General features: G+C 32.6%; 14 protein-coding genes. 11 read left to right on the top strand and 3 right to left on the bottom strand.

Features of this window, described 5'->3' with window-relative positions:
* Positions 1-62 precede the first annotated feature (62 nt).
* The 3 genes from H0I26_RS09015 to H0I26_RS09005 all read left to right on the top strand — a co-directional run bounded on the left by H0I26_RS09015 (position 63) and on the right by H0I26_RS09005 (position 2,796).
* Positions 63-1,031 carry an alpha/beta fold hydrolase gene (locus tag H0I26_RS09015; protein ID WP_218701922.1) on the top strand — a complete coding sequence of 323 codons (969 nt, stop codon included), beginning with the start codon at positions 63-65 and terminating at the stop codon, positions 1,029-1,031.
* 48 nt (positions 1,032-1,079) lie between these two features.
* On the top strand, positions 1,080-2,060 hold the full coding sequence (locus tag H0I26_RS09010; protein WP_218701921.1) for an alpha/beta fold hydrolase: 981 nt from the start codon (positions 1,080-1,082) through the stop codon (positions 2,058-2,060).
* 130 nt (positions 2,061-2,190) lie between these two features.
* A complete protein-coding gene (locus H0I26_RS09005) occupies positions 2,191-2,796 on the top strand; it encodes a hypothetical protein (RefSeq protein WP_411268244.1) in 606 nt (201 codons plus the stop codon).
* Here H0I26_RS09005 and H0I26_RS09000 read toward each other — a convergent pair.
* A complete protein-coding gene (locus H0I26_RS09000) occupies positions 2,793-4,316 on the bottom strand; it encodes a GH3 auxin-responsive promoter family protein (protein WP_218701920.1) in 1,524 nt (507 codons plus the stop codon). The two genes, H0I26_RS09005 and H0I26_RS09000, sit on opposite strands and share 4 nt — an antisense overlap.
* Before the next feature lie 849 nt (positions 4,317-5,165).
* Between H0I26_RS09000 and H0I26_RS08995 the strand changes: the two genes are divergently transcribed.
* From H0I26_RS08995 to H0I26_RS08975, 5 genes are all read left to right on the top strand, one after another.
* The gene (locus H0I26_RS08995; protein ID WP_218701919.1) at positions 5,166-6,149 is read left to right on the top strand and encodes an SH3 domain-containing protein; all 984 of its coding nucleotides are present in this window, start codon (positions 5,166-5,168) and stop codon (positions 6,147-6,149) included.
* A gap of 136 nt (positions 6,150-6,285) precedes the next feature.
* Positions 6,286-6,960: a hypothetical protein gene (locus tag H0I26_RS08990; RefSeq protein WP_218701918.1), complete on the top strand. Its 675-nt coding sequence runs from the start codon at positions 6,286-6,288 to the stop codon at positions 6,958-6,960.
* Positions 6,961-7,152: 192 nt separating this feature from the next.
* Positions 7,153-7,578, top strand: coding sequence for a hypothetical protein (locus H0I26_RS08985; protein ID WP_218701917.1), 426 nt, complete (start codon positions 7,153-7,155; stop codon positions 7,576-7,578).
* A gap of 182 nt (positions 7,579-7,760) precedes the next feature.
* The gene (locus H0I26_RS08980; protein WP_218701916.1) at positions 7,761-7,940 is read left to right on the top strand and encodes a hypothetical protein; all 180 of its coding nucleotides are present in this window, start codon (positions 7,761-7,763) and stop codon (positions 7,938-7,940) included.
* Between the two features lie 225 nt (positions 7,941-8,165).
* Positions 8,166-8,726, top strand: coding sequence for a YdcF family protein (locus tag H0I26_RS08975; protein ID WP_218701915.1), 561 nt, complete (start codon positions 8,166-8,168; stop codon positions 8,724-8,726).
* 151 nt (positions 8,727-8,877) lie between these two features.
* Here H0I26_RS08975 and guaB read toward each other — a convergent pair whose 3' ends face one another.
* Positions 8,878-10,347, bottom strand: a complete 1,470-nt coding sequence (guaB, locus tag H0I26_RS08970; protein ID WP_218701914.1) for an IMP dehydrogenase — start codon at positions 10,345-10,347, stop codon at positions 8,878-8,880.
* 221 nt (positions 10,348-10,568) lie between these two features.
* Here guaB and H0I26_RS08965 point away from each other — a divergent pair, with 221 nt between their 5' ends.
* From H0I26_RS08965 to H0I26_RS08955, 3 genes are all read left to right on the top strand, one after another.
* The gene (locus H0I26_RS08965) at positions 10,569-11,795 is read left to right on the top strand and encodes an imelysin family protein (protein WP_218701913.1); all 1,227 of its coding nucleotides are present in this window, start codon (positions 10,569-10,571) and stop codon (positions 11,793-11,795) included.
* A 75-nt stretch (positions 11,796-11,870) separates the two neighbouring features.
* Positions 11,871-13,277, top strand: coding sequence for a di-heme oxidoredictase family protein (locus tag H0I26_RS08960; protein WP_218701912.1), 1,407 nt, complete (start codon positions 11,871-11,873; stop codon positions 13,275-13,277).
* 2 nt (positions 13,278-13,279) lie between these two features.
* Positions 13,280-14,359, top strand: a complete 1,080-nt coding sequence (locus tag H0I26_RS08955; RefSeq protein ID WP_218701911.1) for an imelysin family protein — start codon at positions 13,280-13,282, stop codon at positions 14,357-14,359.
* Positions 14,360-14,411: 52 nt separating this feature from the next.
* Here H0I26_RS08955 and H0I26_RS08950 read toward each other — a convergent pair whose 3' ends face one another.
* Positions 14,412-14,660 (bottom strand): hypothetical protein, encoded by a 249-nt coding sequence (locus tag H0I26_RS08950; RefSeq protein WP_218701910.1) that lies wholly within the window; start codon positions 14,658-14,660, stop codon positions 14,412-14,414.
* Between the last annotated feature and the right edge of the window lie 37 nt (positions 14,661-14,697).

Below are 14,697 nucleotides of genomic sequence, written 5' to 3'. Positions count from 1 at the left end.
AATTAATTTTAGTATTATTTATGGCTTTCTATTGATTATTTATTGTCATAAAAATTGAAAACATGAAAAATATAGTAATTGCATTAAGTGTCCTTGTCCTTTTTAGCTCGTGTAAAGTGAATGATACATCTAAAATGGATAGTACAACAAATTTGATCCAAAATAACAACTGGACTGTAAAATATAAAACCTTAGCCATAAATGGTGTCAATATAGCTTACAGAGAAGCTGGTAATCCAGAGAATCCTACAATAGTATTATTACATGGTTTTCCAGCGTCATCTTATCAATATAGAAAAGTATTACAGCAATTAGCAGATCAATTCCATTTAATAGCTCCAGATTATCCGGGCTTTGGAAATAGTGACTTTCCTGATGCTAAAACATACCAATACACTTTCGATAATATAGCAACAACAGTCAATGCCTTTTTAGAACAAAAGAATATTAATTCTTATGCTATAATGATTCAAGACTATGGTGCACCTATTGGTTTTAGACTCGCTACCGCTCACCCAGAAAGAATTACAGCAATAATTAATCAAAATGGAAACGCATACGAAGCAGGTTTAGGAGACGCATGGAAAGGTATTAGAGCACTCTGGAAAAATAGAACGAAACAGACTGAAGAGGCATTATTACCGGCTTTTTCTTTGGATGGTTTAAAATGGCAATACACCCATGGTGTTAGAGATATACAAACTGTAGATCCGGATAGTTATAATTTAGATTATTTAAGACTATCTAGATCAAATGCACACGCCGTGAATTTAGATTTGTTTTATGACTACCAAAATAACGTGGCATTATATCCAAAATGGCAACAGTATTTAAGGGATAATCAGCCCCCATTATTAATTGTTTGGGGTAAAAATGATGCTTTCTTTCCTGAAAGCGGTGCTGAAGCCTTTAAAAAGGACGTAAAAAATATTGATTATAACATTTACGATACCGGTCATTTTGCTTTAGAAGAAGATGGAGACGCTATCATTAAAAAAATTAGAAGTTTTATGCGAAAGCTTAGCAAATAAACACGTCTAATCTACTACATCTTAAAATTTATAAATAACAGGTCTTCCATGAAACAGCTAGTACTCATTTTATTTTTAACGGGCGCTTTATTGTCGTGTAATAAGGCAAACGACAGTACTGCTGACACTTATAAAAATCAGTTCTTTTTGCCACCCCCTACCACTTATAACTATAAACAAATAGATAGTGTCAAACTATTTTATAGAGAAGCAGGTGATAAAAACAACCCTACAATAGTACTGTTACATGGTTACCCTTCCTCATCACATTCTTATAGACACTTAATACCGATGTTAGCAACCCATTACCATGTAATTGCTCCTGACAATCTAGGCTCTGGCTATAGTACACATTTAGATCCTACACACACTACGTACACTTTTGATGTATTGGCTAACTATACAGAAAAGCTTATTAATGCACTACAAGTCGATCATTATGTGCTGTATATGCAAGATTTTGGGGCTCCTGTTGGCTATAGAATGATGATGAAAAACCCTAAAAGAATTACTGCATTAATCGTTCAAAACGCCAATGCATATTTAGAAGGATTAACTCCCAAAAGGCAACATTTTTTTAAAACAGCGCAAACTGATACTTCTCAGGAACAGCATGATTTCTTATACCGTTTAACAGGGGAAGATGCCATAATTAACAAACAGTATTTATTTGATTTAGATAGCACGAATCTAAACATTCAAAGTCCTGATGCATGGACACATGATTTGTCTTTCTTACACTCTAAAAAGGATAGAGAGATTCAGGTACAACTATTTCAAGATTACTACACTAATCTATTAAGTTACCAGAAATGGCAAAACATGTTAAAAGAAAATCAACCGAAGACGCTAATTGTTTGGGGTAAAAGAGATTTAAAATTTAATGCGAATGGCGCCAAAGCTTACCTCAAAGATTTACCAAATGCAGAACTCCATCTTTTGGATGCGGGTCATTTTGCAGCTGAAGAAAAAACTAGACAAATAGCGCAACATATACTACTCTTTTTAGATAAAAATAAGATTAAATAATGCATAAAAAGGCATAACTTAACTGGTGTGCTTTTTTTTAATTTGTTATCTCATTACTATTTGTTAAAAAATAATACTAAAAAGTTAAATGGTTTTGTGGTGTCTTAATAACTACTATCTTATATAAGACATGACACTAAAACTAATTTTACTATTACTAATGACACAAACATTGTATCCACAATCTACACGACCTGAAACTATTAAAGACGAAATTAAAATTGCGCTGTCTTACTACCCTGAATTAAAAGACACGCCAATCAATTTTAAATTCAAGAAGACTATAAAAAAATCGACAATGCAAGCACAACCCACTGCTGGCAGTTTTCTAAAACGAAAAGGAAAGCGATCGTATAACATTTTTATAAGTGAAACTGTAAAGATTTCTGGTGATGTCTACTATACTAAAGACATGCCCAAAGAGGTACTAATTGGTTGGATTGGTCATGAATTAGGTCACGTTATGGATTACAAAAACCGAAGCAACCTCAACCTTATGTGGTTTGGTATAAAGTATCTATTATCAGATAACCATATTGCAACTGCAGAACGCGCTGCAGATACGTACGCGGTACAATCTGGAATGGGAGACTACATCTTAAAAACTAAAGACTTTATATTAAGTCAATCTAATATAGCCCCATCCTATATTGCAAGAATTAAAAAATATTATTTGTCTCCCGAAGAAATCATGGAAATTATTAATCAAAGGGACGCTAAACTATCCAAATCCTAGTGTTTATCGACAAATGCTTCCCAATCTTTAAATTTATCTTCCCCCATCACACGTTCCATTTTAACTTGTCCTCCTTTTTTCTTATTCGCTCCACTCCACTCAGAGAATACTTCTGTATCAATAACCTCAACTTTTACGCCTTCTAAAGCTTTACCTCTAGCAACCTTATAATTTTTATTAGCGCTTTTCAAAAATTGATCTAAAGCTTTTACAATCGTAGCATTGTCTTCTTTTAAACCTTCAGAGCCTAAATACCAACTATGATAAAAGCCATCATCAAAACGTTTGGCACATAATGTATACTCAGGAATAATAGTTTTAAAAGTATCTTCTAAATGTCTAATAGCATCATCTAGTTTGTTAACAGATAATTGCGAACCAACCGTATTTAAAAAGAATTTAGTACGCCCAGTAATTTTAATTTCTGCGCTTTCAATATCAATAAACTCAATTGTATCACCAATTAAGTAACGCCAAGCACCACTTACAGTACTTATTATTACGACGTAGTCTTGATTTAATTCTACACCTTCTAAAGTAACACTTGGTGCTTCATGTTTTAAAGATCCATCAGAATAAATATATTCTGGTTTAAAAGGGACAAACTCAAAATAGATGCCACCATCTGTGACTAACTGCATAGCATCAGTTTCTGGTCTAGCTTGAAAAGCTAAAAAACCTTCGGATGCTAAATACGTATCAATAACGGTTACAGGCTTGCCTAATAACGCATTAAAGCTTTTTTTATAAGGTCCAAAAGCAACGCCTCCAGAAGTGTAAACTTGCAGGTTTGGCCAAACATCATGAATAGTCTTTACCTGATGGTAATCAATAACTGCTTTTAACATGAGTTCCATCCATGATGGAATTCCGCTTAAAGCGCCAATATCCCATTGTTTTGCTCGCTTCGCAATAGTAGCAACACGCTTATCCCAGTCATCAATTTTCGCGATGTCTTCTCCTGGTTTATAAAACCCTTTAAACCAAGATGGAATATTACTAGCTGTTATTCCGCTAATTTCCCCCTCTAAGTGATCGTCTTTCTCTATTAAATCCGTAGAGCTTCCTAACATCATAGCTTCTTTACTAAAAAACTCGGCAGGTAAATCAAAATTACTAAGTGCTGTGACTTGATCTATTCCGGCCTGCTTTATAGCATCTAACATCGCGTCTGTGACCGGTATGCGTTTACTGGTTTTTCCTGTTGTCCCAGAACTTAAAGCAAAATACGATGGACTTCCAGGCCACGTTACATTTTCAATCCCATCATGTAATTGAGACCACCACTGGTCGTTAATTTGATTATAATCAAAATAAGGAACAGCCTTAGTATAAGCAATTTGAGGGTTTTCGGAATTTATAATAGCTTCAAAATTATACCGCTTACCAAATAAGGTATCTTTAGCTGTTTCTAATAACCTATGCAGTACCTTTTCTTGCGCTTCTATAGGATTGACCTCTGGTGTCAACGCGCCTTTCAAATTAATAGCCCCTTTTATAATATTTCCGATAATTTCCATGCTAAATTCTGATGCTTCTATTAGTATAATTTAGAGTTATCCCTCTAATGGTATGTTAGCTTGAAAATAGAAAAAATTATGCTGTAAATAGAATGCTTTATAGTAAAATTAACACTTAAGCTTCTGCATCAAAAATGTTTGTTTTAAATGAAATATAAAAACAACAGGTTCTAACATTCAACATATCAATAGTTTAAAATTAATTATTTTAATGCTTAAAAAACAGGAATGAAGACATTACTCTTGTTATGAATTAGCAACATGTGGTGGGCTTAAAATTAAAATTATGATAATAAATCTATTACTGTTAAACACTCCCCGCAGTAGTCAAGACTAAAGAAAAGAGATAAATACAAATAACTATTGGAATAAGACTAACTAAAAACCACATTAGCCCCGTTTTCTTGATTAAATTAACAATCGGTAATGCTAAATAGTAAAATAAGATACATAGTGCGACTTTATCGTTTATATGAAGATTAATAGGACATACAAATTGAAGACTAATTAGAATAAAAAATAACGACAGTGATACTATGTTTAGTTTTTTCATGACGTCAAATGTATTAAATTGTAATTTGCAGTAAAATTAAACCAATCAAATATTAAGAGAACAAGATGTGTAAATACTTATTAACCCTCTTGCTTTTAATTAGTATTTTACCTTGTATAGACCATAAAAAAATCAATACTCGAGCAAAAAGCGATGAAAGATTCCTTACGATTAAATGACATAGAAACGTTTAAAGAAAAGTTAATCCCAAGTCAACTAAGTAACACTGACTTTTACCTCTCAATTCCTGAAGATTAAATTTATGATATACGAGGCTTTAGCAAAAACAGAAAATAATGCAAGCAATTAAAACACTATTACTGATCACCTCACTATTTACATTGACAACCTATGGTCAAGACACCTATATAGTAACAGCTAAAAAGGGTTTAAACATAAGAGTCTCACCTGACTCTAATGCTAAAAAACTAGGTGTGCTCCCTTTTAAATATGAACTAAAACTAGACATTAACAATAGTAATACAGATATAGTAGAAACTATTAAAGATGGAGAAAACACTATTTCTGGCGAGTGGATTAAAGTCGAGCTAAAACAACTCCCCAACATACATGCTAACCATCGGTATGGTTATATTTTTGATGCCTATATTAAATGGAAAAATCCTTATAAGGACATAGGACATATTGATACATTTGAAAAACTACCAAGTTTAAAATTCACAGCAATAACTGAAGTTGAATTTTACAAAACAGATAGTATTCCCCCTTCTCAATTAACCAAAATAGAAAAAGATGACTCCCACTTCTTTATTAAAACAAAAAAAGAAACACACCAATTTAAATTTTATAAGGATTATGGTAAAAATGGTGGTTGGAGTGGCTCTGAATTTATAGGCTACTATCCTGCATTTAAGTTTTATGCTATTACAAATAGTTTTACTTCGGGAGGATTGGGCTTTGGCCAATTTATTTTAATTGATAGTATTACAAATTACCAATACAACTTGATATCTATTGGTGATGGCGAAGTACAACAACCTATCCCCTCTCCCAACAATGACTATTTGATATATTACTACAACCTTATGTATAGCGAAAGTGAATCCTTTATAAGCTTAATAAAAGTAAATGCGTCAGCAAAATCAGAGGTCAATAATTATTTATCTGAATATAAAAGCTACCACTCTCAAGATTGGAAAGTAGAAGCTATCAGATGGAGCAACATGGATACCTGTATTATTAAAGCAAGTGAAAAAGTGTATCAAAATAAAACATGGATTAAAACCTACAAATATTTTAAAACTGACATAAAACAATAATAACAAGTAACCGTACATTCTTTTTTTTAAAAAACTTAATTATCAATACATTAAGTTTGAATTCACAAAACAAACCTATTAACTTTGGATTCCAGTATTATTTTTTAAACCAAACTAAAATTAGTACATCTAAATCATGAATAAAGTACTAAATCTTTTAATATTACTATTACTATCTCAACACATCTATGCGCAAACATGTGAAGAGACATCTCCCTATAAGGAAGGTATGACTTTAGAGTATACTAATTATAATAAAAAAGGTAAAGAACGATCTGTTGAAAGGCACACTATACAATCTGTAGCAAATGAGGATGGCAATCTAACGATTCATATTAAATCGATAGAAAACCAAGATGCTAAAGAATACATTTTAAAATGTATTAATGGTGATTTTTATGTCGACATGTCAAATTACACTTCTCTGCAAAATAAAGATAACACGAATGCTTTTAAAGTTAAAGGCACTGGTGAATTCTTAGAGTTTCCAGATAATATGGAGGTTGGTACTGTTTTAAAAGATGGTAATATTGATTTAGCTATTGGAGACGAGACCAGTGCAGCGTCCATTGCAACCATAAGAGTACTAAACAGAAAGATATTAGCAATTGATGCTTTGACCACTACAGCAGGGACTTTTGATGGCTATAAAGTATCTTTTGATTATGTTTTCAGCATAGGGATTATCAAATTTAGAGGTTCTGGAATTGAATGGTATGTCAAAGGTATTGGCATTGTTAAAAGTGAAAACTATAGTAAAAAAGGAAAATTACGATCATCCAGAGTATTAACAAAAATCACTAATAATTAAGATTAGAATTTTAGTAATCTTTAAAAAGCATAACTTATACGAAAAACAGAAGCCCGTAATTGTAAAAGGAAAGAAAAGTGCGTTTTTGCTACTTCTAAATTTGCTGTAAAAAATTCTCGTACATAAGACCACAACTATTTTTATAAAATCACGTTGTATTTAATATTGCGGGTTGAACAAAACAGAAAGAAAATGAAGAAAATGATATTATTAATACTATTGAGTTTTGTGTCAAACACAATCAATGCTCAAAATACAGAAATTACTACCATATCATTTGGAAATGAAGGAGGTAAAAGATCTGCAACTGACCACTATTACATAACAAAAGATTCTATTATAAAATTTAGAAAAAATACCGATAAAAAAAAAGGAATTGAAAAAACATCAAAAATAAATTCTATTGAAAATTGGAATAATTTACTAAATAATATTACTATTAACTCTTTTAAAAAAATTAAAAGTGGAAAAGACCGAAGTACCTATTGTGGAAGTAATACTTATATAGAATTAAGACTCAATAACGGAGAAATCATAGAGATTATGAATGCTGATACTAACAAAATGTGGAATAAAATAAAAAATCAATTAGATAAGTTGAAAACTGACTTTGAATAATGTTACTTGAAGCAGTATTTTTTCAGATAAAAAAAAGAAATACTGAAATGCAACAATGCCCATAATAGTTTCCAAACAAAAAAGCACAACCAATAATTAAAAACCAATAACTCCCGAAATGAAAAACATAATTAAATTACTTATATTTAGTTTGTTATTTATTACTTCATGTAATAAAGACGATGACAAACTTGATAATTCATAATGAAATTGATGCAAATATAGGAGAGCATGGGCTTTTATTTTACGCAGATCCTATTAATAGTAATTTTACTGATAACACTATTACAGTCTATCCTTCTCAAACACCTTTAAATGTTGATTGTCTAAGAACAGATGACAATATAACTTTGTCAAATTAAGTAATTATAGAAAATAATTCATGTATTGAATTATAAAAGTAGTATCTAAATCATAAGTGCATAAAACTTATCAATCAGCGCCTTTTTAATACATATAGCACCTTTCAATAAAATCTATTAACTTGGTTAAATTGATGTAAACCCTTAAGTAGTATAAGATAAAATAATCAGTTATTTAACTTCCTACAACACTTAAAATAAGAAACAACACGCAGTATTGTATTAATGAAACCAACCCTAAAAAAATTATTAATCTTAGTTAGCCTTATATTTATTATACACGAGATTGTAATCATAACCGATGGATTAATTGATGATAATAATACAAAAACTAATATTGCGGTGATATTGGGATCTAAAGTTAATTTAGACGGTAGTTTATCTAAAAAACTTAAAGCTCGGTTAGACCGAGGCTATCAATTATATTCAGACGCCCAAGTAAGAAAACTTTATGTTAGTGGTGGCCTAGGTAAAGAAGGCTTTTATGAAGGTACCGTAATGGCAGATTACTTAGTCTCTAAAGGAGTTCCAGAAAAATTAATTACAATCGATAATAATGGTATAAATACGAGACATACTGCTCTTAATTTTGTGAGAGATTACCCTTCAGAAACTTCTGTTATCATTGTAAGCCAATACTTTCATGTTACTCGTTGTAAACTAGCCTTTAAACAAGTTGGAATTGCTAATGTTAAAGGGGTACATTGTGACTATTTTGAATTGAGAGACTTATACGCTGTCGTACGAGAGTTTTTTGGCTTCTATAAATACTTGATTTATTATTAATTTTAAGTGACCAACCTACGGTGATGACCGCAAAACTGTAGTTTAAAATATAACTTGAATAGTCATACGCTTCATTTACTATTCACATATAACAGCATAAAAAAAGCACAACCAAATGGTTGTGCTTTTTTATATAATATAAACGGTAAGCTTATCTAGAATAGTTTGGTGCTTCTTTAGTAATAGTGACATCGTGTGGATGACTCTCATTAATACCTGAAGCGGTAATTTTAACAAAGCGTCCTGTATCTTGTAAAGTAGCAACGTCTTTTGCACCACAATACCCCATACCTGCTCTTAAACCTCCTATAAACTGGTGTAAACTTTCGTATAGCTCTCCTTTGTAAGGGACACGTCCAACAATACCTTCTGGTACAAGTTTTTTAATATCATCTTCTACATCTTGGAAATAACGGTCTTTACTACCTTGCTTCATAGCTTCAACAGATCCCATACCTCTATACGATTTAAACTTACGTCCTTCATATATAATAGTTTCACCAGGACTTTCTTTTGTTCCTGCTAATAGTGAGCCTAACATCACCGTATCTGCCCCTGCTGCTAATGCTTTAGGAATATCTCCTGTATATCTAATCCCTCCATCTGCAATTACAGGTACACCACTTCCTTTTATTGCAGCTGCTACTTCTAACACGGCACTAAATTGAGGAAAACCAACACCTGCAACAACTCGAGTAGTACAAATAGACCCTGGTCCAATACCAACTTTTACGGCGTCTGCTCCTGCTTCAACTAAATATTTAGCTGCTGCTCCTGTTGCAATGTTACCTACAATAACTTCTAATTTTGGAAATTTTTTCTTGATTTCTTTTAACACATTTACCACACCTTTTGTATGGCCATGAGCTGTATCAATAACTATAGCATCTACTCCAGCATTTACTAATGCTTCAGCACGCGCTACTGCATCTCCAGTAACTCCTATGGCTGCTGCAACACGTAAACGACCAAAAGTATCTTTGTTTGCTATGGGCTTCTGTGTGACTTTAGTAATATCTCTAAAGGTGATTAAACCCTCTAACTTGTTACCTTCAACAATTAAAAGCTTTTCAATTTTATGTTGTTGTAATATTTTTTCGGCATCTTTTAAAGACGTTCCCACTGGTGCTGTTACTAGATTTTCGCTAGTCATAACCTCAACAATTGGCCTACTTTTTTCATGTTCAAAACGTAAATCACGATTGGTTACAATCCCTTTAAGCATGCCGTCCGCATCTACAATTGGAATACCGCCAATACCATGCTCACGCATCGCATTATTAGCATCCGCTACAACTGCTGTCATTGGTAACGTTACAGGATCTATGATCATACCACTTTCCGCACGTTTTACTTTACGTACTTTAATCGCTTGTTGCTCAATAGTCATGTTTTTATGTAACACACCAATACCACCTTCTCTAGCCATGGCAATAGCCATTTGACTTTCTGTAACAGTATCCATAGCTGCAGAAACTATTGGTACGTTAATGGTAATGTTGCGAGTAAATTTTGATTGAATGTTGACTTCGCGAGGAAGAACATCTGAGAAAGCAGGAACTAAAAGGACGTCATCATAAGTTAATCCTTCGCCTACTATTTTATTTTCGTGTGCTGTCATTGCAATTGGAATTAATTGCGAGTAAAGATATATATAATTATGCTATTAATAACGTTTTTTATGATATAGAATCCAAAATAGTTACAATTAAAACAACTGATTTGAAACCCAATAAACACAATCCTAAATTATTTATTAAGATTTATTCTAAATAACTTGTTTTGTATTGAATCTAAAAATATATTTGCGCTATTATTTTTATTAAGTCTAAATAACAACAAATGAAAACCAATTTTTTTAAAACCACATTAGTACTTGGATTATCTTTATCTATATTTTCATGTAATAATGATGATGATACAATTACAGAAGACGTAAATGCAGTTAGTAAATCTGATGTGACTGCAACTTATGGTAACTTAGTTTATCAAACCTATTTAGATAGCTACAACAGTGCTTTAGATATGCAATCAGCTATTGAAGATTTTATAGCTACTCCTTCTGAAGACAGTTTTACTGCTGCTAAGCAAGCCTGGTTAGATGCAAGAGAATTTTACGGATTAACAGAAGCCTTTAGAGAAGCTGATGGACCTGTTGATACAGATACTGAAACTTGGTCTTTAGGGACTGAGGGACAAATGAATGCTTGGCCCATAGACGAAAGTTATATCGACTATGTTGCTGCTGGGACAGAGGAATATGCTAACGATTACGACAGTATTATAGGTGACGACACTATTACCATTGATCAAGCTACTCTTGCAAATTACAATGAAGGTTTTAACGTGGAGCAAGTAAAGTCTATAAGTACTGGATGGCACGCTATTGAGTTTTTACTTTGGGGACAAGACAACACAATGCCAGTGGACGACTTACCAGGAACAAGAGCATTTACCGATTATACAACTGCTGATCATGCAGACAGACGCGCTTTATATTTACAAACAGCAACCGATTTACTAGTTAGCGATTTAAATGCTTTAACAACAACTTGGGCTACTGGAGGAACATACAGAGCTGTTTTTGAAAGCTTAGATCAAGATGTTGCACTTAAACAATTAATAAATGGAGCTTTTTTTATTGCTGGTGACGAGTTAAGCTCTGAACGTATGATTGTTCCTGTAGATTCTACCGGTGGTATTGGTGGATTAGGTCAAGAAGACGAACATTCTTGTTTTAGTGACAACACACATCGTGATATTTATGCTAATGCAAAAGGAGTTTACAATGTGATTTTTGGTGAATATAGTACTGTTAGTGGTGCTTCTTTTTATGATTTAGTAAAACAAGCTAATCCTACTCAAGCAGCGATTTTAAAAGCTGCTGCTGAAAATGCAATGGAAAAAGTAAATGCTATTGCTAATAACGCTCAACCATTTGATTATTTAATAACCTTAGAAAGCCCAACAGATTCTAATTTTGGTGTAGTTATGCAAAGCGTTGTGGCTCTTCAAGACTGGGCAGACGAAATCAGCGCATCTGCAACAGCTATAGGAATTAACCTATAATTGATTAAAAAATACAATGATTTAAAAATCTCGAATTAAGTTTCGAGATTTTTTTCTGTTTTAAATATGTACATAATGAAATACCAATTATTAACACTTAGTCTAATTATTTTGACAGTAATAAGCTGCAAAAATGATGATAATTATATCGATATTCAAACCCCTTTAGATGGGTATATTGATGGAGAAGAATTATTAACTGGTGCACTAGGTGTTAACTCTACTAGCGGAAATGCTTTTGGATTTGAAATAGATGGATTATCCTTTCAAGAACAAGCTAAATTTGGAACTGGACACTCTTTATTTAATCAAACATGGGTTTCTTCTCCGGCGTCTACAACAGCTAGAGATGGATTAGGTCCAACGTTTAACGCTCGTGCGTGTGCAAACTGCCATTTTAAAGATGGTCGCGGGCAACCTTTAGTAAATGGGCAAAACTCTAGTGGTTTTTTAATGCGTGTTAGTTTAAATGGACAAGATGCAAATGGAGATGCTATTCCTGTCCCTGGTTATGGTTTACAACTACAAGACCTAGCTAATAATGGTATACAATATGAAACCAAAGTTATTGTTAACTATCAAACTATAGAAGGGACTTATCCTGACGGAACAAGCTATCAATTACAAAACCCTATTTATACGTTTGAAAACGAACAATTTGGAAGTTTGGATGGGGTCAACACCTCGCCTAGAATTGGTCAACAAACGATTGGTTTAGGTTTAATATCTGCTTTACCAGATATTGAAATCACTAAATTTGAAGATAGTAATGATAGTGATAATGATGGTATTTCTGGTCGTGCTAATTTTGTATATAACTACGAAACTAACACCACTGAAGTCGGTAAATACGGCTGGAAAGCCAATGCACCAACATTAAAACAACAAATTGCTGGTGCTTTTCATGGTGATATGGGGTTAACAACGTCAATTTTTTCTGAACAAAACTGTCCATCGCCTCAACAAGATTGCTTTGATGCGCCTAATGGAGGTACTCCAGAAGTTACGGACGACCAATTAGATAAAGTGATCTTTTACCAAGCACATCTAGCCGTTCCAAATCGTCGTAATTATTTAGATGAAGATGTACAACAAGGGCGTCTTATTTTTAACGAGTTAAATTGTATTGGTTGTCATGCCATAAACCAAACAACAGGTACTGAAGCAGAAAGCGAATTTCTAAAAAATGTCACTATAAAACCTTATTCTGATTTTTTATTACATGATATGGGAGACGACTTAGCTGATAATCGAGACGATTTTAATGCCAACGGAAACGAATGGAGAACACAACCGCTTTGGGGAATTGGTCTAATTGAAACCGTCAATAACCACACCAACCTATTGCATGATGGTCGCGCTAGAAATATAGAAGAAGCTATTTTATGGCATGGTGGAGAAGCTGAAACTATTAAACAGAACTTCAAAAATTTATCTGCTGAAAAACGTCAACAGTTAATTGATTTTGTAAACTCATTATAATTATGAAAAACATATATAAAGCCTTATTACTAATTTGTCTATTTGCATTAAGTTGTAATAGTGATGATGATCAACAAGAAGATGTAGCATTTAATGTTATGGGACTTTTAGAAGATGTTACAAATTATCAAATACTACCGAGTGTCGCTAATTTTGAAACTGAGAGCAATACATTAAATACAACTATTGTAACGTATTTAAACACTTTAACAGAAGCCAATCTTAATCTTACAAAGGACCAATTGAAAATTACAGCTAAAGCGTACGCCAATATATATGCTTTTAATATTGGTACTATTAGGGATCAATTTATGCATTTAGCATTATACAATTGGCCAACACTACCTAGTGCTTTAGAAAATGTTATTAATGACAACGATGCCATTACTGAAGAATTATTAGCGACTAAAAGTCCACAAATTAAAACATTATCAGCTTTAGAGTATTTGTTGTTTAACGCAGATTCTAATACTGTAAATACTCAATTTGTAGATGATGTTAAAAGACAAGACTATTTAAAATACACAGCCTTAGATTTAAAATCACAATCAGAAAGACTTCTAGGTCTTTGGAATAGTCCAGGTAATTACGCTACAACTTTTATTGATAATAACGACACGGGAATTAGAGATTCGTTTAATAGATTATATAACGGTTTATATAATTTAATAGATACAGGAAAGGTAACTAAAATTGGAAAACCTGCAGGTTTAGAAAATTCACAAATTAACAATCCAGAACTAACACAAGCTTATTTTAGTAGTTTATCATTAACTATTTTAAAAGAAAATATTAATAGTGTAAAAAACGTGTATTTTAATACTGCAGGCATTGGTATTGATGACTATGTTTATCATGTCATTAAAAACAACGACTTAAATCAAGCTGTAGAAAATAAAATTGAAGACGTACAAAACGCTATTGATGCGATCCCTGTACCTTTATTTGATGCCATAACGTCTCATCCTGATTTAGTAGCACATTTACACACTGAACTTGATGCACTAGGCATATTATTTAGTGTTGATGTCAGAAGTATTTTATCCATCATTATCACATCCACAGATAATGATGGTGATTAAAAATAAAAAAGCCCACTTTAAAAGTGGGCTTTTTTATTTACTATAATTAAAATTAAGCCTGAGCATTTTGTGGCGCCCAATGCGCGCATAGCATATTTGGTGCAGCTTTTTGTGGATTCGCACAGCTTGTAGATTCATAACGAGCACAAGTCCCACAATTAGGATCATTTTTAAGTGTAACTTTCATTTCAAAGCTATCACAAGTATAATTATCACTGACTTTAACAGCATGTACTTTACAGACTTCGTCAGTAGTTAAGTTTTCACAATTCACACAACTATTTCCTATTCTTATCGACATAATTTCCTTTTTTTTAGGTTAATATATCTCTAATATA

The organism is Olleya sp. HaHaR_3_96 (assembly GCF_019278545.1).
Lineage (GTDB): Bacteria > Bacteroidota > Bacteroidia > Flavobacteriales > Flavobacteriaceae > Olleya.
Note: the sequence above shows the minus strand (reverse complement) of the source record. Positions and strands in the feature narration are given on the sequence as shown.